This window comes from Pseudaminobacter soli (ex Li et al. 2025), from assembly GCF_003012705.1.
GTDB lineage: Bacteria > Pseudomonadota > Alphaproteobacteria > Rhizobiales > Rhizobiaceae > Pseudaminobacter > Pseudaminobacter soli.
In genome coordinates this window covers 485,896-504,311 of record NZ_PXYL01000004.1, presented here as the reverse complement: position 1 = coordinate 504,311, position 18,416 = coordinate 485,896, and the positions used below count along the sequence as shown (strand labels likewise).

The 18,416-nt window shown below is 64.3% G+C and carries 13 protein-coding genes and 1 pseudogene; 7 read left to right on the top strand and 7 right to left on the bottom strand.

Features of this window, described 5'->3' with window-relative positions; all coding sequences use genetic code 11:
- Window positions 1–44: 44 nt before the first annotated feature.
- A complete protein-coding gene (locus C7I85_RS11245; protein ID WP_106724038.1) occupies window positions 45–1,172 on the bottom strand; it encodes a metallophosphoesterase in 1,128 nt (375 codons plus the stop codon).
- 190 nt (window positions 1,173–1,362) lie between these two features.
- Between C7I85_RS11245 and C7I85_RS11240 the strand changes: the two genes are divergently transcribed.
- The 4 genes from C7I85_RS11240 to C7I85_RS11225 all read left to right on the top strand — a co-directional run bounded on the left by C7I85_RS11240 (window position 1,363) and on the right by C7I85_RS11225 (window position 5,682).
- Window positions 1,363–2,535, top strand: coding sequence for a glycosyltransferase (locus tag C7I85_RS11240; protein ID WP_106724037.1), 1,173 nt, complete (start codon window positions 1,363–1,365; stop codon window positions 2,533–2,535).
- A gap of 132 nt (window positions 2,536–2,667) precedes the next feature.
- Window positions 2,668–3,645, top strand: a complete 978-nt coding sequence (locus C7I85_RS11235) for a hypothetical protein (RefSeq protein ID WP_106724036.1) — start codon at window positions 2,668–2,670, stop codon at window positions 3,643–3,645.
- A gap of 116 nt (window positions 3,646–3,761) precedes the next feature.
- A complete protein-coding gene (gene folD / locus C7I85_RS11230; protein WP_106724035.1) occupies window positions 3,762–4,661 on the top strand; it encodes a bifunctional methylenetetrahydrofolate dehydrogenase/methenyltetrahydrofolate cyclohydrolase FolD in 900 nt (299 codons plus the stop codon).
- A gap of 58 nt (window positions 4,662–4,719) precedes the next feature.
- On the top strand, window positions 4,720–5,682 hold the full coding sequence (locus C7I85_RS11225; protein ID WP_106724117.1) for a GlxA family transcriptional regulator: 963 nt from the start codon (window positions 4,720–4,722) through the stop codon (window positions 5,680–5,682).
- Between the two features lie 36 nt (window positions 5,683–5,718).
- Here C7I85_RS11225 and C7I85_RS11220 read toward each other — a convergent pair whose 3' ends face one another.
- The 4 genes from C7I85_RS11220 to zwf all read right to left on the bottom strand — a co-directional run bounded on the left by C7I85_RS11220 (window position 5,719) and on the right by zwf (window position 11,838).
- Window positions 5,719–6,774, bottom strand: coding sequence for a sensor domain-containing diguanylate cyclase (locus C7I85_RS11220; RefSeq protein ID WP_106724034.1), 1,056 nt, complete (start codon window positions 6,772–6,774; stop codon window positions 5,719–5,721).
- Window positions 6,775–7,769: 995 nt separating this feature from the next.
- A complete protein-coding gene (gene edd, locus C7I85_RS11215) occupies window positions 7,770–9,596 on the bottom strand; it encodes a phosphogluconate dehydratase (RefSeq protein ID WP_106724033.1) in 1,827 nt (608 codons plus the stop codon).
- A gap of 65 nt (window positions 9,597–9,661) precedes the next feature.
- Entirely contained in the window at window positions 9,662–10,363 is a 702-nt protein-coding gene (gene pgl / locus C7I85_RS11210) for a 6-phosphogluconolactonase (RefSeq protein WP_106724032.1), read from the bottom strand.
- 5 nt (window positions 10,364–10,368) lie between these two features.
- The gene (gene zwf / locus C7I85_RS11205; protein WP_106724031.1) at window positions 10,369–11,838 is read right to left on the bottom strand and encodes a glucose-6-phosphate dehydrogenase; all 1,470 of its coding nucleotides are present in this window, start codon (window positions 11,836–11,838) and stop codon (window positions 10,369–10,371) included.
- A 203-nt stretch (window positions 11,839–12,041) separates the two neighbouring features.
- Here zwf and C7I85_RS11200 point away from each other — a divergent pair.
- The 3 genes and pseudogenes from C7I85_RS11200 (at window position 12,042) to C7I85_RS11190 (ending at window position 15,542) form a co-directional block, all read left to right on the top strand.
- Window positions 12,042–13,518 (top strand): annotated as a pseudogene (locus C7I85_RS11200) (aldehyde dehydrogenase family protein).
- Between the two features lie 50 nt (window positions 13,519–13,568).
- Complete coding sequence (locus C7I85_RS11195; protein WP_106724030.1) at window positions 13,569–14,318, top strand: SDR family oxidoreductase; 750 nt, start codon at window positions 13,569–13,571, stop codon at window positions 14,316–14,318.
- A gap of 381 nt (window positions 14,319–14,699) precedes the next feature.
- Entirely contained in the window at window positions 14,700–15,542 is an 843-nt protein-coding gene (locus tag C7I85_RS11190) for a cell wall hydrolase (protein WP_245444888.1), read from the top strand.
- A 106-nt stretch (window positions 15,543–15,648) separates the two neighbouring features.
- Here the strand turns inward: C7I85_RS11190 and C7I85_RS11185 are convergent, their stop codons facing one another.
- Complete coding sequence (locus C7I85_RS11185; protein ID WP_106724029.1) at window positions 15,649–16,935, bottom strand: NAD(P)/FAD-dependent oxidoreductase; 1,287 nt, start codon at window positions 16,933–16,935, stop codon at window positions 15,649–15,651.
- A gap of 12 nt (window positions 16,936–16,947) precedes the next feature.
- On the bottom strand, window positions 16,948–18,381 hold the full coding sequence (locus tag C7I85_RS11180; RefSeq protein WP_106724028.1) for a glutamine synthetase family protein: 1,434 nt from the start codon (window positions 18,379–18,381) through the stop codon (window positions 16,948–16,950).
- Window positions 18,382–18,416: the final 35 nt, after the last annotated feature.

Below are 18,416 nucleotides of genomic sequence, written 5' to 3'. Positions count from 1 at the left end.
AAGTTTTCCCTCATTAGAGGGTCTTGCTGTGAGGGAAAAGGGCCTCAGCCGGCCTTTAGCGGCTTGCTGAAGGCGTCGGTGAACATCACCTCGCCCTCGTTGCCAACGGCTTGGCCCAGCACGACATCCATGTAGCGATCGGTCACGTGAACAAGCCCGAAACCGCCCATGAAGGCTGCTTTCGGCTTGAATATGTCGAGCCCGTCGCGATGGTAGATCATGGCCGTCTCGTGCTGATGGCCGTGAAAGACGCCGATGACATTGTAGCCCGAAAGCACCGCGAGCAGTGCCTGCCGGTCCGCCTCGCTCCACCAGTGCGGCTGGCCCGGGCCGTCATCGTCGAAACGCTGTGCAGCCGGATCCCACTTTTCGATCGAGAACGGATCCCAGCCATAATGCTGAAAAAGGATAACTGGTCGCCCGTCGCCGGCATAGGTGGCCAGATCGTTCTTCAGCCATGGCAGGCTACTGACAGCACCCTTGGCCGTGTCGCCCGCGAAGCGGTGCGTCTGGACGAGGTGCAGCCCGCCCCAGTCCCACGAATAGTTGTCGGAATCCAGATCGTAATTCGTCGCCGGCACCGGTGGCTTGAAGATTACGCTCGGGCGATGGTTGATCTGGATGTAGTCGCGCATTTCGCGGCGATACCAGTCGACATGCTGCGGCGGTCCGTCCTGGTCGAGGTCGTGGTTGCCGAGCCCGGCATAGACCGGAAAATGCACACGGTCGGGGCCCATGCCCTGCTGGTAGCGATGGCTGAACTGCAAAAGCTGCGTGCCCTCGCTCGGTGCCGTCACCTGGCCGCCGCCGTCATCGGTCATGTCTCCGCCTACGATCACGCCGAGCGGCGTTGCGATCTTGCGCCCCGTGCCGGCAAGTCCGCTTGGCTTGCCGCCGACCTTCGCAGGCCATTTGCGACCAGGCAGGCGATTGAGCGCCGCGATGTGCCGCAACAGGTTTGCGTCGGTCTTGCCTTCCTGCTCGCAATTGGGGCTCAGACCACTTGCCATACGGCAGGCGTGCACATCGTTGGTGAAGACGAAGGTGGCATCGATTTTGGGCGTCCCGGCGCGTGCTCTGTCCGTGCCGCCAAGCAGCGGCAGTACGGCCATGCCGAGCCCGCCGACGAGCAACTCGCGCCTGGTGGGAAGAGACGGCTTGCCGGCGCTCATGACTGGTCCTCTGCTTCGAGCTTTGGCGGCAGGATGCGGTGCCTGGCGCCCCTTGGCAAGCGGACAACGCGGCGAAGGCGTCCCGCCATCATCGATCTTTCTTCCTCATCGGAAGCACCGGATTCGCCGGGCGATTGTTTAATCAACGCTTCACCACGTTCTGCTATCCGGGGCCTGATAGAGGTGTCGGATGCATCTGCTGTTTGCAACGTCGATCGTGCCTGATGGCACACTGGGATCTGGCTACGAGATTGCCAACGCCACGATCATTGACGCTTTGCGCCGCGCCGGCGTGCGTGTCACGGTGCTCGGCTTCGCCTGGCCGGGCCAGCCGCCCGACGATCCGGAAAACACCATCGTGCTCGGCGAGGTCGATGTTCGCACCGAGGGCGCATCTAGCTTTCGCAAGGTGGCGTGGCTGGTAAAGGCGATGTTCAGCGGGCTGACATACTCGTCGGTCAAGTTGCGCGTGGTTTCGCCCGATACCGTCCGTCGGGCTATCGCGGATGCCGGGCCCTTCGATGCCTACATCCTGAATTCGGTGCAATTCGCCGGCGCATTCGACGGTCTGTTCGACGACCGCCCCTGCATCTTCATCGACCACAATGTGGAGCACGCCTCGGCCCAGGAAAATGCGCGCGCAGCCGGCGGCAACTTCCAGCGCTACCTCTATCGGAGGGAAGCGCGACTGTTGAAGGCGCTCGAGGCGCGGCTTTGCCGCAAGGCGCGTTTCGTTTTCACGCTTGCCGAGGAAGATCGAGCGATCCTCGGCGTCGCGTCGGACGACAGGTCGCTCGCGCTGCCGCTGGTCGTGCATCGCAAAGCGCCGTCGCCGGGCGAGCGCGCAATCGAATATGACGCCGCGCTGATCGGCACCTGGACCTGGCAACCCAACCGCATCGGCCTCGAATGGTTTCTCAACGAGGTGGTGCCGAACCTGCCCAACGATTTTTCCATCAGGATCGCCGGGCACGTGCCTGCCGGCATCGGCTCAAGCCATCCAGGCGTGAAATTCGTCGGCCACGTACCGGACGCTGATGCCTTCGTGCTTGGTGCGTCAATCATCCCGCTGGTCAGCCGCACCGGAACTGGCGTGCAGATCAAGACCATCGAAACCTTTGAGCTCGGCTTGCCTTCGGTCGCCACGACCGACGCCTTGCGCAGTATCGACTACCGGCCGGAAAACTGCACAGTCACCGACGACCCGGAAGCTTTCGCCATGGCGCTGCAACTTGCGGCCGCCGGCGCGCTGCACGACACCGACGGGTCTGCATTCCATCGATATCAGCGTGCGGTTCTCGACGATCGGATCCGGCGCGGCCTTGCCGCGCTCGGCCATGCGAAACAGGCGGTGCCGGCATGAAACGCCAAGTAAACGCATCGCTGTGCCAGCCCGACGCAGCCTCGATTAACGCTTTGTTTCCCGCGGGTGTTTAACTTCGCTTAACGAACCGATCACCTGCGAACACACTTTTGCGGAAAGCTCGCTGCCTGCATGTCTCAGCCTGAAAATCGCGACGACCGGAAGCGCTCGCTTCTCGCGTATGCGCGCGACGAGCAGGGCAGGGATGTTGCATTGCGTTCCGGCCCGCTGCTGGCGATGGCAAAGCCAGGTGACAATGCGCGTGGCGATCCGACACCGCCCCGCCAGTCGGACGTCGATCCTCGGCAGGACAGTTTCGAAAATATCGCAGCAAGCTCGATGCCGCAGCCCTCGGTGCCCGCGCCCGCTTCGGTACGAGTGAGCGTCTTTGGCAGGATCGCCGGCCGAATCTCCTCTCTACTGCGACGCCCGAGGAAGAAGTCGCTCGCCGGGACCGCATCTGAGCCCGACCTTTCGGATCGCTCCTTGCCGGGCGCAGCAGAAAAACCTGTGGCCATGGCCTCAGGTACGGCGCTCAACAAGGTGGCAGAGCAATTCCGTCGAGCCCCGGAGTTCAATGAACGGGACAAGCAGCGCCTGCTTTCGGACGTGCGCTCATTGTTCGGCAGAGACGGCGTTAATGTCGACGGTCCGGGCCGGCGGCGCGCTTTTGCTGAAAGCAAGTCGCCGGAACGCGGCGACAATACCTTCGTCGTCGTCATCAATGAGGGCCAGCGCGACGCCGCCGACGACCGCCGTGGTCGCCGCGCCCGCAAGCGGCGCAAGCCGTTGTTCGGCGACTGGCGCCCCGATGCTGAGTGGAATCGTGGGCCTGCCGTGACCGAAGGCAGCGACCAGCCCCGCGCGGCGTCTCACGTCGAGTGCTGGCAGGTGTCGCCCGAAGATCCATCCGTGTCGGCCAATCCCCCGCGGGCATCCGCTCCGACGGCTCCCGCACCGGCTGTATCGCGGAGCCCTGCCGAGCCCCCGCACGATCCGGAAGAAATTTCCGCCGCCAGCTCGATCGATGAGATCCGCGCGAACCTCCAGGACTTCCGGGAGGCCGTCGAAGAACTGACCCGATCACGCACCCGCCGCCGTTATTTCTGAGGGGCAAAAATAGGTCGGTTGCGAGTTAGCGGCATATGACGGCGTAAAGACGGGATTGCGCCGCGTTTTTTTCATGACTATGCCTTGGCCGCAGGTGATGACGCCAGGGAAGAGACATGACCGAAATCATTGATGGAAAGATCGTAGCCGAAAACGTCGTCGAGACGGTGAAGCGTTTCACGGCCGAACTCACCGGCAAGCATGGCGTTCAGCCCGGCCTGGCTGTGGTCATCGTCGGCGAAGACCCGGCAAGCCAGGTCTATGTCTCCTCCAAGAGCAAGAAAGCCAAGGAATGCGGCTTCCTGTCGGTGCAGCACACGCTGCCGGCGGAAACGAGCGAGGCGGATTTGCTCAAGCTCATCGGCGAGCTGAACGCCGACAAGACCATCCACGGGATACTGGTGCAGCTGCCGCTGCCCGACCATATCGATTCCGGCAAGATCATCCAGGCCATCGCGCCCGAGAAGGACGTCGACGGCTTCAGCTTCATCAATGTCGGCAAGCTCGGCACCGGTGAGGTCGACAGCGCCTTCGTGCCCTGTACGCCGGCCGGCTCCATGCTGCTCATCGAGCGCGTGCGCGGCAAGGATCTTTCGGGCCTCAACGCGGTGGTAGTCGGCCGCTCCAACATCGTCGGCAAGCCGATGGCCAATCTGCTGCTTGCCGCCAACTGCACCGTCACCATCGCGCACAGCCGCACCAAGGATCTGCCGGCGCTCGCCCGCACCGCCGACATTCTGGTGGCCGCCGTCGGCCGCCCGGAAATGATCAAGGGCGACTGGGTCAAGCCCGGCGCCACGGTCATCGACGTTGGCATCAATCGCATCCCGGCGCCGGAAAAGGGCGACGGCAAGTCGCGGCTGGTGGGCGATGTCGATTTCGCGGGCGCCTCGCAGGCCGCAGGCGCCATCACGCCGGTGCCCGGCGGCGTCGGCCCGATGACCATCGCCATGCTCATGGCCAACACGCTGGTTTCGGCGAGCCGCACCGCCGGCGTCGAACCGCCGGCCTTCTGAGCGAACGGCGCATATGCCGCCCGCGCAGCCACGAAGTGCCAAGAGCGATCCATCGCTGATGCCCGATGGCGCGAGCGGTGGAAAGCAATTTGCCTTCCTGTTGGCCGACAGGTTTCCGATGTTTTCGCTGGTGGCGGCAATCGACGTCTGCCGCTCGGCCAACCGGCTGCTCGGATACGACTTCTACAGCTGGATCACCGTGTCGCCTGACGGCGAGTCGGTGGCCGCTTCCAACGGATTGCCGCTGAAGGTCGACTACTCCATCGCCGATCTGCCGCAGGCCGACATCCTGTTCGTCTGCGTGGCGCTCAATCTCGACTTTCCCGGCAAGTCGAAGGTGCTTGCGGCGCTGCGCAGCTGGGGCAGGCGCGGCGGCGCTCTGGGCGGGCTTTCGGTCGGTTCGTATATTCTTGCCGAGGCGGGGCAGCTGGACGGCTATCGATGCACGATCCATTGGGAAAACCGCGCCGGCTTCAGCGAGCGTTTCCCTGAAATCCAGTGCACCGGCAATGTCTACGAGATCGACCGCAAGCGCTACACCAGTGCCGGCGGCACCACGTCGATCGACCTCATGCTGGAAATCGTGCGCGGCGATTTCGGCGCGAACCTTGCCAATGCGGTGGCGAACCAGTTCCAGCACGAGCGCATCCGCTCGGCCGGCGACCGCCAGCGTGTCGGGCCGGAGCGCGACCTCACCGGAAAGTCCGAGAAGCTGCGCAAGATCGTCGAGCTGATGGCCGACAATCTCGACGAGCCGTTCTCGGCGGTGCAGCTGGCCAAGATGGCCGGGCTGTCCGTCCGCCAGGTCGAGCGGCTGTTCCTGCGCCACCTCAATGTCACGCCCGGCCGCTATTACATGCGGCTCAGGCTGGAGCGTGCGCGGGAGCTGTTGCGGCAGACCAACATGCCCATCCTCGACGTGGCGATCGCCACCGGCTTCACCTCGCACTCCTATTTCGCCCAGAGCTACCGGCTGCAATTCGGTCGCCCGCCGTCCGAGGAGCGGCGCACGACTTATTGAATGTTTTCCAAGCCCAATGATTACGCTTGGCCTCCCTCAGGCGACGTTCGACATCGTCTTGTCGAAGAACACGTAGCGGTCGCGTCCGCGAGCCTTCGCCACGTAGAGGGCGGCGTCCACGTTCCGCGTCAGTTCCTCGCGTGAGGCGGCGTCGCGGGGAGCGACCGCAACCCCGATGCTCGCGCGCGCCTGGATCGTATGGCCTTCGATTTCGAACGGCTCCCGGAAAACCTGGAGAAGCCGCTCGGCCACCGATTCCAGGACGCGGACGCCCGAGGGCGCATGCAGGAACAGCCCGAACTCGTCGCCGCCGATGCGGATCGGCGTGTCGTCGGCGCGGATGACCGACCGGATACGCCGCGCCGCCTCGACCAGCACCGCATCTCCGACGGCATGGCCGTATCGGTCGTTGATCTTCTTGAAGCCGTCGAGGTCCATGTAGAGGACGCCGATTTCCTTGTTTTCCGCGATCGCCGCGTCGATGACGCCATCCACGATGGTGGTGAGCGCCTTGCGATTGTAGAATCCGGTCAGCGGATCGGTCATCGCCGCGGTCTTCAGCGCGGTCTCCTCGAGACCGTGCAGGACGTTGGAGCGCTCGAGACGCATGAGCCCTCCCGCGACAATGCCGAAATTGCGAAGCGTCTCAAGCTCCGCCGCGTCCAACTGCCTCGGCACGCTATCCAGCACGCAAAGCGCGCCGACGGTCAGTCCCGGTTCGAGCTCGATGGGCGTTCCGGCATAAAAGCGCACCGGCGGGTCGCCTGCCACGCAGGGCAGGTTCCGGAAAACTTCGTCGTCCGCAAGATCGGGGACCACGAAGCAATGTCCGGTCCGCACCACTTGCGTGCACATCGACTGCTCGCGCGAGCACGCCACCACCTCGAGCCCGGCACTCGCCGCGATATGCTGCCAGTCTTCGTCGACGATGGTCACCGCGGCCATGGGCGTCTGGAAAACCATCTTGGCCAGGGTGGCCAGCGCGTCCAGTTCGGGCGTGGATTGCACCTGGGAGGGCATCAACGATCTGACCGCCGCCAAGCGATCGATCTCGTTTGCGGGAACGTCGTAATAGTGGTTGGCTGTCGCCATTGCGTGGCCTCCTTTCCTCGCGTCGTGTCACCAGCTTCCTGGCGACAAAAAAGCAAGGTCCAGCGCGCCCCCGCACCCCCGAGCGGACCGTTTGAATCAATGCAAGGCATTGATGCTGTTCGAGTTAGCCGCTGGCGCTGGCAAAGGCTAGCCCATAATGTTGGGGCAGCGGGGGGCGCCGGTGCGCTTCGTCCCGCCCTCGTGGTTCGAGGCTCGCCCTGCGGGCTCACACCTCACCATGAGGGCTACCGTCGGCGCCACCTCCGTTTCCCGAGGCTGATGTCGGCGTCAACCTCCCTCATTCTGAGGTGCTCGCCCGCAGGGCGAGCCTCGAAGAACGCACCTATTCATTGCCACGCCCGGTTCTCACCGTCTGGCCATTTCAAAGAACTGGGAAGACGGGCGGTCGGGAAACGCGCTCATCTAAGTAATATCTGCGGTCTCCGCGACCGCCCGTTCGATGCTCTTGCCTGGGTTTGTTCGCCTCCGCATTCGCGCGGCCAGCCACACCCTGGGCCCGGACTTGGGGGTTCATCACCCAGCAGTGCGACCGTAGCACCACCAGCCCGGACATCGTCGCCCTCCACGCTCATCCGGTTCATGACCCGTGTTCCCGGTGAGGCCGATGCAGGCGATTATGCGGGAGGCGGAAATGTGGGGGATAAAAGAAACTGAGATTTTCTCTTGGGGGCAACAATTTCAATGGCTTGTCGGCAGCCGGTCGCTGAATTCATCCCCGTTTCCAATAGCGCAATTGCTGGACTGGACCGCTGCCTCAGCTTGAACCGGCGTCCCCCTCTCCGTCTCGGGCTGCGCCCTCGCCACCTCTCCCCCATTTCATGGGGGCGAGGAACCCAGGTTCTGAGAGGCTGCGACCTTGGCGGGTGCCGGTTCCTCGCCCCGCTTGCGGGGAGAGGTGGCTCGGGCGAAGCCCGAGACGGAGAGGGGGTGACGTCGTGCGTCATCCCCGACTCAAGCCCGAAGTAGACGCGCGGCTATGCCACTATCCCGAACGAGCTCGCGCCCTCGTCCGCGCGGCCGGCCATCTGGCGGAAGCCGGCAAACAGTTCGCGTCCGAACCCATATTCGTTTTCGGTGAGATCGATCAGCGGGACTTTGCGCGTCTTCAATTCGGCTTCGGGGACGAACACTTCGAGCGTGCCGTTTTCCCCGTCGAGGCGGATCATGTCGCCGTCGAGGATCTTGCCGATGACGCCGCCCTCCAGCGCTTCGGGCGTGACATGGATCGCCGCCGGCACCTTGCCCGACGCGCCCGACATGCGCCCGTCGGTAACCAGCGCGACCTTGTGGCCGCGATCCTGCAGAATGCCGAGGATGGTGGTGAGCTTGTGCAGTTCCGGCATGCCATTGGCGCGCGGGCCCTGGAAGCGGATGACGGCGACGAAATCGCGGTCGAGCTCGCCGGCCTTGAAGGCGTCGTTCAACGCCTGCTGGCTGTCGAGCACCACAGCCGGCGCCTCGATGACGCGGCGCTCCGGCTTCACAGCGGAGGTCTTGATAACGGCGTGGCCAACATTGCCGCTAAGCACTTTCAGGCCGCCGGTGTGCTGGAAGGCCTTTGTTGCCGGCACCAGCACCTTCTCGTCGCCGCTCTGCTCAGGTGCGGCTTCGCGCTGAACCGAGCCGTCGGCGCCAAGCTTGGCCTCGACAGCATAGGGGCGCAGGCCTTCGCCCCAGATGGTGCGCACGTCCTCATGCAGCAGGCCGGCATCGAGTAGTTCGCGGATGAGGAAGCCGAGGCCGCCCGCGGCGTGGAAGTGGTTCACGTCGGCAAGGCCGTTCGGGTAGACGCGTGCCAGAAGCGGCGTTGCGTCGGAAAGGTCGGAAATGTCCTGCCAGGTCAGGCGGATGCCTGCCGCGGCAGCCATGGCGATGAGGTGGATGGTGTGGTTGGTCGAGCCGCCCGTGGCATGCAGACCGACCACGCCGTTGACGATGGAGCGCTCGTCGATCATGCGGCCGACGGGCATATAGGCATTGCCCAGCGCGGTGATTGCCAGCGCCTGCTTGGCGGCTTCCTTCGTCAGCGCATCGCGCAGTGGCGTGCCGGGATTGACGAAGGAGGCGCCCGGCGTGTGCAGGCCCATGATCTCCATCAGCATCTGGTTGGAGTTGGCGGTGCCGTAGAAGGTGCAGGTGCCCGGGCCGTGATAAGATTTCGACTCGGCCTCGAGCAGCTCGGGGCGGCCGATCTTGCCTTCGGCATAAAGCTGGCGAACCTTCGCCTTCTCGTCATTGGCCAGGCCCGAGGGCATCGGCCCGGCGGGGATGAAGACGGCGGGCAGATGGCCGAAGGTGAGGGCGGCGATCGCCAGACCCGGCACGATCTTGTCGCAGACGCCGAGGAAGACGGCGGCGTCGAACATGTTGTGGCTGAGGCCGACCGCCGCTGCCATGGCGATGATGTCGCGCGAGAACAGCGAAAGCTCCATGCCCGGCTGGCCCTGGGTGACGCCGTCGCACATGGCCGGCACGCCGCCTGCCACCTGTGCGATGCCGCCCGCCTCGCGCGCCGCCTGCTTGATCAGCTGCGGGTAGGTCTCGAAGGGCTGATGCGCCGACAGCATGTCGTTGTAGGAGGTGATGATGCCGAGATTGGGCACCTTGTCGCCGCCGAGAGCCGACTTTTCCGAAGGGCTGCACACCGCAAAGCCGTGGGCGAGGTTGCCGCAGGACAGCACCGCGCGGTTGGCGCTCTGGCCGGCGGCGCGCTCTATCCGTTCCAGATAGATTTCGCGCGACGCCCGCGAGCGCTCGCGGATCCGCTCGGTGATGGCTTCGATATCGCTTCTCGCGGTCATATGGTCGTTCCTTGATCAGCGGTCCAGGAACGCGGGGGAGGGCCGGTTCGCCGAACCTGAGAAGATTACGGCGCCCAGAAGATCTGTACGGGCACTTTGGCGTGGTCGAAGACGGCGCGAACCGGCAGATGCGGCTCGTCGTCGAGCGCGGCTTCCACGACGCGGCGCTTTTGCGCGCCCTCGATATGGAGCGCGATGAAGCCGGCGGACGCGATGCGCGGCAGCGTCAGCGTCAGGCGCGGTTCTATGCCGCTCGGCGCGTGGACCGGCAGCACATTGGCCTCGGCATCCGGGTCGAGAAGGGTTGCGAGGTTGTCGGCATCGGGAAAGAAGGAGGCGGTGTGCCCGTCCCCGCCCATGCCGAGGATGACGGCATCGAGCGGCAGCACGCGCTGGCCGACCACGTCATTGGCATGCTTGGCAGCACTCTCCACGTCCGCGGCCGTCGAATAAAGGCCGACGAAACTGGCCGCTGCCGCCTCGTTCTGCAGAAGGTTGGCTGCCACCAGCCCGGCATTGGAGCGCGGCGAATTCTCCGGCACGAAGCGCTCGTCCACCAGCGAGACGATCACCTTCGCCCAGTCGATCTTCTCGTGCGACAGGGCGCGGAAGAACAGGCCCGGCGTGGTGCCGCCGGACACGGCGAGCGTGGCTTTGCCGCGCGCGCCGATCGCCTCGCTCAGAATTTTGGCGACGGTCTTCGCAAAGCCGGACGCCAGCGTTTCGGAGGAAGCGAATTCGTGCCAGTTACGGGCAGGCGCGTCCATGCCGCTCAGCTCTCGTGCCAGGTGCGGCCGTCGCGCTCGATGAGCGCGATCGAGGCCGACGGGCCCCAGGTGCCGGCGGTGTAGCCTTGCACTTCCTGCTGGCTGTCTTCCCAGGCGCCACGGATCGGGTCTATCCACTTCCACGCCGCCTCGACCTCGTCGCGGCTCATGAACAGCGACTGGTTGCCCCGGATCATGTCCATGATCAGCCGCTCATAGGCGTCGGGATTACGCTCCTGGAAGCTCTCGGCAAAGCTCATGTCGAGCGACACGAGGCGCAGGCGCATGCCGCCCGGGCCCGGATCCTTGATCATGATCCACTGCTTGACGCCCTCGTCCGGCTGCAGGCGGATCACCAGCTGGTTGGCGGTGATGTTGCCCGCGCTTTCCTCGAAGATGGAGTGCGGGATGGGCTTGAACTCGATGACGATCTCGGAAACGCGCGTGGCCATGCGTTTTCCCGTGCGCAGATAGAAGGGCACGCCGGCCCAGCGCCAGTTGGCGATCTCGGCCTTGATGGCGACGAAGGTCTCGGTGTTGCTCTGGCTGTTGCCGAGCTCCTCGAGATAGCCCTTGACCGGTCCGTTGGCCGATGCGCCGGCACGGTATTGGCCGCGCACGGTGGACTTGGGCGCTTCCTGGCCGTTGATGCGCTTGAGCGAGCGCAGCACTTTCAGCTTCTCGTCGCGCAATGCATCGGCTTCCGTGGATGACGGCGCCTCCATGGCGACCAGGCACAGAAGCTGCAGGATGTGGTTCTGCACCATGTCGCGCAGCGCGCCCGCCTTGTCGTAATAGGTGATGCGGTCCTCGAGGCCGACCGTTTCGGCGACGGTGATCTGGACGTGATCGATATGCGCCGAGTTCCACAGCGGCTCGTAAAGCGCATTGGCAAAGCGCAGCGCCATCAGGTTCTGCACCGTCTCCTTGCCGAGATAGTGGTCGATGCGGAAGATCTGCTGTTCGGAAAAGACCTTGGCGAGCTGGTCGTTCAGCGCACGCGCCGAGGCAAGATCGCGGCCGATGGGCTTTTCCATGACGATGCGCGAGGTCGGCGTCACCAGCCCCACCTCCTGCAGGTGCTGGGAAATGTCGCCGAACAGCGCCGGCGCGACCGCGAGATAGAAGGCGCGAACGGCCTTGCTGTCGCCGACCTTCTTCTTCAGGTCGTCGAAGCCGTCGCCCGACACGGCGTTGACCACGACATAGCTGAGCCGCTTCAGGAACGTCTCCAGCTGCGCATCGTCGATCTCTTCGGCCTTCACATGCTCGGAGATCGCCTTGCGGGCGAAGGCGCGGTAGTCGTCGTCCGACAGCTTGGCGCGCGAGGCGCCGATGATTCGCGTCGGCTCGGAAAACTGGCCGGCGCGCTGGCGCTGATAGAGGGCGGGCAGCAGCTTGCGCTCGGCGAGGTCGCCCGTGCCCCCGAAAACGACGAGATCGAAAGCTTCGACGGGGATGATCTGACTGGTCATAGCGGTATTCCGGAGTCGCGACGGGGGCGGTTCGCCATCCCTATTAATCTAATCGATTTAAAATTTCCAGAGCCAGACTGTCACAGCTTCGACCTTGACACTGGTCCAACCCGGGTTTCTCTGCACGGGCGATAGTTGCCCGATGACGTTCGCGCCGCCAGCATAGGACGAAAACCGGCGGAATCCAAAAAGGGAGCTTGGCCATGGGTACGCATCTTTCCAGAACCGTGGCGGAAGGCCGCGCCTTCATGCAGCTGGTGGACGGCCGTCAGGTCGACGCGCTGTCAGGCGAACGCATCGACGTGCTGAGCCCATCCGATGGCAAGGTATTTGCTTCCATTCCGGCCGCCGGCAAGGGTGACGTGGATCGCGCGGTGCAATCTGCGAGCCGCGCCTTCAATGAAGGGCCCTGGAGCCGCATGCCTGCCGTCGAGCGCGGACGCCGCCTGACCCGGCTTTTCCAGCTCGTGGAAAAGAACGGCGACGAGCTTGCAGCACTTGAATCGCGCGACACCGGCAAGCCGATCCGACAGGGCAAGGCCGATGTCACCGGCGCCATGCGCTACTACGAATTCTACGGTGGCGCGTGCGACAAGATCCATGGCGATACCATCCCGTTCCTCGATGGCTACACGGCGCTGACCTTGCGCGAGCCGCATGGCGTGGTGGCCGGCATCATTCCGTGGAACTATCCGCTGCAGATCCTCGCCCGTGTGGTGGGCGCAGCACTTGCCATGGGCAACACGCTGGTGGTCAAGCCGGCCGAGGACGCTTCGCTCACCACCATCCGCATCGCCGAACTGGCGCTGGAGGCCGGCATCCCGGCCGGCGTGTTCAACGTCATCACCGGCTATGGCCGCGATGCGGGTGCCGCACTTTCGGCCCATCCGCTGGTCGATTACGTGACCTTCACCGGCTCGCCGGTCACCGGCACCGCGATCCAGCAGGCGGCGGCGGTCAACAATCGCGGCGTGACGATGGAACTGGGCGGCAAGTCGCCCCAGATCGTGTTTGCCGACGCCGACATCGAGGCCGCGCTGCCGGTGCTGGTCAACGCCATCATCCAGAATGGCGGCCAGACCTGCTCGGCCGGCAGTCGCGTGCTGATCGAAAAGCCTGTCTATGAGCGCGTCGCCGCCGCACTGGCCGAGCGCTTCTCAAAGCTCGTCGCCGGCCCGCATGACGCTGATCTCGATCTGGGCCCGCTGATCAACCCCAGGCAGAAGGAAAAGGTCGCCGGCATGATCGCCGCCGCCGAAGAGGCCGATATTCCGGTGCTGGCGCGCGGCTCGATCCATCCCGATGCGCCGGCCGGCGGCTACTATCAGGAGCCGGTCCTGTTCGGCTCGGTCGACCCTACGGCGACGATCGCGCAGGAGGAGATTTTCGGGCCCGTGCTGTCGCTGTTCCCGTTCGAGGGCGAGGAGCAGGCGATCAAGCTCGCCAACGGCACGGACTTCGGTCTCGTGGCCGGCGTCTGGACCAGGGACGGCGCCCGCCAGCACCGTGTCGCCAAGCGGGTGCGCGCCGGCCAGGTCTTCGTCAATGGCTATGGCGCGGGCGGCGGCATCGAGCTGCCCTTCGGCGGCTTCAAGAAATCCGGCCATGGGCGCGAAAAAGGGTTTTGAGGCGCTCTACGACATGTCGGCGACCAAGACGATCGTCTTCAATCATGGCTAACCAGTCTTGAGCGATCATCTTCGCTCCGCAGTTCGAAAGCAGGAAATCTCATGGCACGTCTGAAGGACAAGGTCGCAGTCATCACCGGGGCGGCATCGGGTTTTGGCGAAGGCATGGCCAAGCGCTTTGCCGAGGAGGGCGCCAGGGTCGTCGTGGCGGATCTCAATGCGAAAGGCGCCGAGCGCGTGGCGAGCGAGATCGGCGAGGCGGCGATTGCCGTGCAGACCGACGTGTCGCAGCGCGCCGAGTTCGATGAGCTGGTCGGGGCGGCCATGGGCAATTTCGGCCGCATCGACGTGATGGTCAACAATGCCGGCTACACCCACCGCAACGGCGACATGCTTGGCGTCGACGAGGAGGTGTTCGACCTCATCACCGCCGTCAACATGAAGGCGATCTACCATGCCGCGCGCACCGTGGTGCCGATCATGGAGGCCCAGGGCGGCGGCTCCTTCATCACCACCGCTTCCACCGCCGGCCTGCGCCCGCGGCCGGGCCTGACCTGGTACAACGCCTCCAAGGGCTGGGCGATCACCGCCACCAAGTCGATGGCCGTGGAGCTGGCGCCGAAGAACATCCGTGTCAATTGCCTGTGCCCGGTGGCCGGCGAAACCGGCATGCTGGCCCAGTTCATGGGCGAGGATACGCCTGAGATGCGGGCCAAGTTCCGGGCCTCAATTCCGCTTGGACGGCTGTCGACGCCGCTCGACATCGCCAACGCCGCGTTGTGGCTCGCTTCCGACGAAGCTGCCTTTATTACGGGCGTTGCGCTGGAGGTCGATGGCGGCCGCTGCATCTGAGATGTGACTTCCAAAGTCTACCGAGGCTTTGGAAGATCATCTGTGGATTCAGCATGTTACCATGTTGCTCATGCGCATGATCAAGCTATTGGATACTTGAAGTGAGACGCCCGTTCGGGCTCTCAGATTCTTGCGGCATGTGTCACAATGTTAGCGCCGTGCCGCAAAATGTTGCGGTTTTAGCCACTTTTCAGCCGGGAAATTTCTTCTTCTTAAACGCGGGCCGGGGCGTTCAAGGAGTAAGGGGCCCGTTTGATAAAATTGGAGAAGTGGGGGACGAGTCTGGCGCTCGGCGCCGTGGTTTCTACCTGTTTTCTTGCCGGTTGCACCACCCAAGGTGTCGACGGCATGAAAACCTCGTCCATCAGCAGGACATCTTCCGTGAAAACGTCCTATGGCTACACGACCAAGGACAGGGAATGTCTTGCCCGAGCAATGTTCTTTGAATCGAACCGGTCGAGCCGCGAGGGTCTCGTGGCGGTCGGCACGGTGGTGATGAACCGGCTGCAGTCCGGCGAATATGGCGACACGGTCTGCAAGGTCGTTGGCCAGAGGGGCCAGTTTGCGCCCGGCGTGCTGTCGCGGAAGATGGATTCCAAGGCGCTTCCCGATGTGGTCGCGGCGGCCGATTCCGTGCTGAAGGGCGAACGCCACCCGGCGGTCAAGAGCGCGATGTTCTTCCACACTGCCGGACTGCGCTTTCCCTACAAGAACATGCATTACGTTCTGCAGGCCGGCGGCAACGCCTTCTACGAAAAACGCGACCGCCATCGCATGATGGAGCGGCAGACGCAGGTCGCTGAGGCCGCCGCGCCGCAGGCTGAGACGGCAAGCCAGATCGCGGCAGCGCAATTGCCCGGCAAGGAGCCGAGGCTCGCCAGGGTCGCGGCAGTGGTGCCGCAGTCCAGGGATGAGGTTGCCGGCCAGGCCATTGCGTCGGCCAACGGCGCCGCTCAGCTGTCGGGCAAGGGGCCCAGGCTCATCAGAACCGCGGCAGCGATGCCGCAGTCCCGGGACGGGGTTGCTCCCCAGAATATGTCGGCAGCGAACGCAGCACTCCCTGTGACCAAGGCTTCGTTCGTGCCGGCGCAGAAGACGACCTCGGCCACCAAAGCCTCGATGGTTTCGCAGACCGCGATGTCCTACGAGGCCGACCCGAAGGCGGTCGACGCCATCGGCCTGCTGATCGCAACCCAGAACCGGCCAATTCCGAGGGTGAAATAGGAAGGGCGGGGGACGTCTTGGTCGGATAGGCAAAAAGCCTTTGCCTTTTCACCAAGGCGCACAACAAAAAACCCGGCGCCTGCGCCGGGTTTTTTTGTTCGTGGCGTCAAATCCGGTCGCGTAGGGCGAACCAGTTGAGCGCCAGGAACAGCAGCGGCGTGCGCAGGCGCCGGCCGCCGGGGAAGGGCGGTATCTTCAGTTCTTCGAAGAGCTTTAGCCGGTCGCGGTTGCCGGCGACCGTTTCCGCATAGAGCTTGCCCACGAAGTTGGACAGCATCACGCCGTGGCCCGAATAGCCGCCGGCGTAGATGACATTGGGCATCACTTCGCGGACGAAGGGCTTTCTCGGCACAGTAATGCCGACATAGCCGCCCCAGCCATGGGTGATCTCCACATCCTTCAGCGATGGATAGAGCTCGGTGATCTGCTTGCGGATCTGGGTCTGGATGTCCTTGGGATCGCTGACCGTATAGGCCTCGCGGCCGCCGAAGAGCAGACGACCGTCCTTGGACTTGCGGAAATAGCGCACGACGAAGCGTGAATCGTCCACCGATTCACCTCCCGGTATGACCGGGCTGTCGGATCCGAGCGGCACTGTCGCGCCGATGAAGGAGCCGATGGGCATGACATGCGAGGCGCTCATCGGCTCCAGCATGCCGCCATAGGCGTTGACCGCAATCAGCGCCTTGTCGGCGGTGATGGTGCCGAAAGGCGTGGTCACCCGCACCTTGCCGCCGGACGAGGTGATGCCGGTAGCCGGCGTCGTCTCGAAGAGCTGCGCTCCAGCGGCCGCCGCCACGCGCGCTGTGCCGACCGCGAGCTTCAGCGGATGGATATGGCCGGTGCCGCCGTCGCGCGTGCCGCCGAAATAGGCGGTCGTGCCCAGGCGCTCGGCCGTTTCCTTCGCATCCATGAAGCTGATGTGATCGTAGCCGAAGCGCGTTGCCATGATGTCGGCATGCGCCTTGTAGGCGTCGACATAGCGCGGCTTGTGCGCGACCGACAATTGGCCGGGCATGAACTCGATGTCGATCGCGTTGGCCGTTGCGAAATCGAGCAGATGCGCCTTGGCCTCCTCGGCAAGGTCGAACAGCGCCTTGGCGCGGGTGAAGCCGAGTTCGGCTTCGAGGTCCTCGGCCCAGGCGCGCTGGCCCGTGCCGAGCTGGCCGCCATTGCGTCCCGAGGCGCCATCGCCGAAGCGATGCGCCTCGATCAGCGCGACATTCGTGCCGGCCTTGGCCAGATGCGCCGCGGCCGACAAGCCGGTGAAGCCGCCGCCGACGATGACGACGTCGACCGAGCGGTCGCCGTCGAGCGCAGGGTAGACCTGCCGTTCGCCGACAGTGGCTTCGTACCAGGAGTAACCTGGCGAAATCGGACTGCTATAGGTCATGAGGAGCGGGCCTTACACGTTGAGAAGCAGATACTCCCGCTCCCACGGGCTGATCACTTCCATGAAGGTCTCGAACTCGGCCCGCTTGATGGCCGCGTAGGTGGTGACGAAGGGCTCGCCCAATATCGTCCGCAGTTCCTCGTCATGCTCGAACAGGTCGACCGCTTCGAGCAGGCCGCGCGGCAAGTCGATCTCGGCCTCATTTGCCGTGGTCAGGATCGGCGCGTCGGGCTTGATGCCCTTCGTGATGCCGATCAGGCCGCAGGCCAGCGAGGCCGCCAGCGCCAGATAGGGGTTCGCGTCGGAAGACGGGATGCGGTTTTCCACACGCCGCGCCGCCGGGTCGGACCGCGGCACGCGGAAGGCGGTGGTGCGGTTGTCATAGCCCCACTTGTTGTTGACCGGGGCCGAGGCCGCCTGGGTCAACCGGCGATAGGAGTTCACATAGGGTGCGAACATCACCAGCGCGTTCGGCACATGGCGCTGCATGCCGCCGATGAAGTTGAAGAACGTTTCGGTCTCGTCGCCGTTCGGGCTCGAGAACACGTTCTTGCCCGTCTTGCGGTCGATGATCGACTGGTGGATGTGCATCGCCGAGCCCGGCTGGCCCTGGATCGGCTTGGCCATGAAGGTCGCATAGGTATCGTGCTTGAGCGCCGCCTCGCGGATCGTACGCTTGAACAGGAACACTTGGTCGGCGAGCTCGATGGGGTCGCCATGGCGCAGGTTGATTTCCAGCTGGCCGGCGCCCTCCTCATGGATCAGCGTGTCGATCTCCAGGCCCTGGTTCTCTGAGAAATGATAGATGTCGTCGATCAGCTCGTCGAACTCGTTGACGCCGGCGATGGAATAGCCGGCACCGCCGCCGATCGGCCGGCCCGAGCGCCCCACGGGCGGGGTCAGCGGATAGTCGGGGTCGGGGTTCTTGCGGACCAGATAGAATTCGATTTCGGGCGCCACGACGGGCTTCAGGCCCTTCGCCTCATAGGCCTCCACCACGCGCTTCAGCACATTGCGCGGCGTGAATTCGACCGAGCGGCCGTCCTGATGGACCAGGTCGCAGATGACCTGCGCCGTCGGGTCCTCTTCCCAGGGAACCGCGGTCAGCGTCGACAGGTCCGGAACCAGTTTCAGGTCGCCGTCATCTTCCGGATAGGCAAAGCCGTTGCCGTCCTCCGGGTAGTCGCCCGAGATCGTCATCATGAACACGGCCGAAGGCAGCGCAAGCGACGTGTTGGACGTGAATTTGCTGGAGGGCATCATCTTGCCGCGCGCGACGCCGGCCTGGTCGGGGGTAATGCACTCGATGTCTTCAATTCCGCGCCATTCGAGCCATTCTGCGGCTTCCTTCCAGTTCTTCACGCCGCGGAGGCTTTTCACGAAGGTAGGCACACGGGTTCGTCCCCCGGCTTTCGAGGGGCGGACTTCCTTTTTAGGGGCTGGCATCAATCACCAAGATTTGTTTCGGATACACCAATATA

Bases quoted from the DNA above. Each gene is read 5' to 3' on its own strand.
- C7I85_RS11245 (WP_106724038.1), bottom strand. From the start codon at position 1,172: ATGAGCGCCGGCAAGCCGTCTCTTCCCACCAGGCGCGAGTTGCTCGTC.
- C7I85_RS11240 (WP_106724037.1), top strand. From the start codon at position 1,363: ATGCATCTGCTGTTTGCAACGTCGATCGTGCCTGATGGCACACTGGGA.
- C7I85_RS11235 (WP_106724036.1), top strand. From the start codon at position 2,668: ATGTCTCAGCCTGAAAATCGCGACGACCGGAAGCGCTCGCTTCTCGCG.
- folD (WP_106724035.1), top strand. From the start codon at position 3,762: ATGACCGAAATCATTGATGGAAAGATCGTAGCCGAAAACGTCGTCGAG.
- C7I85_RS11225 (WP_106724117.1), top strand. From the start codon at position 4,720: ATGCCCGATGGCGCGAGCGGTGGAAAGCAATTTGCCTTCCTGTTGGCC.
- C7I85_RS11220 (WP_106724034.1), bottom strand. From the start codon at position 6,774: ATGGCGACAGCCAACCACTATTACGACGTTCCCGCAAACGAGATCGAT.
- edd (WP_106724033.1), bottom strand. From the start codon at position 9,596: ATGACCGCGAGAAGCGATATCGAAGCCATCACCGAGCGGATCCGCGAG.
- pgl (WP_106724032.1), bottom strand. From the start codon at position 10,363: ATGGACGCGCCTGCCCGTAACTGGCACGAATTCGCTTCCTCCGAAACG.
- zwf (WP_106724031.1), bottom strand. From the start codon at position 11,838: ATGACCAGTCAGATCATCCCCGTCGAAGCTTTCGATCTCGTCGTTTTC.
- C7I85_RS11195 (WP_106724030.1), top strand. From the start codon at position 13,569: ATGGCACGTCTGAAGGACAAGGTCGCAGTCATCACCGGGGCGGCATCG.
- C7I85_RS11185 (WP_106724029.1), bottom strand. From the start codon at position 16,935: ATGACCTATAGCAGTCCGATTTCGCCAGGTTACTCCTGGTACGAAGCC.
- C7I85_RS11180 (WP_106724028.1), bottom strand. From the start codon at position 18,381: ATGCCAGCCCCTAAAAAGGAAGTCCGCCCCTCGAAAGCCGGGGGACGA.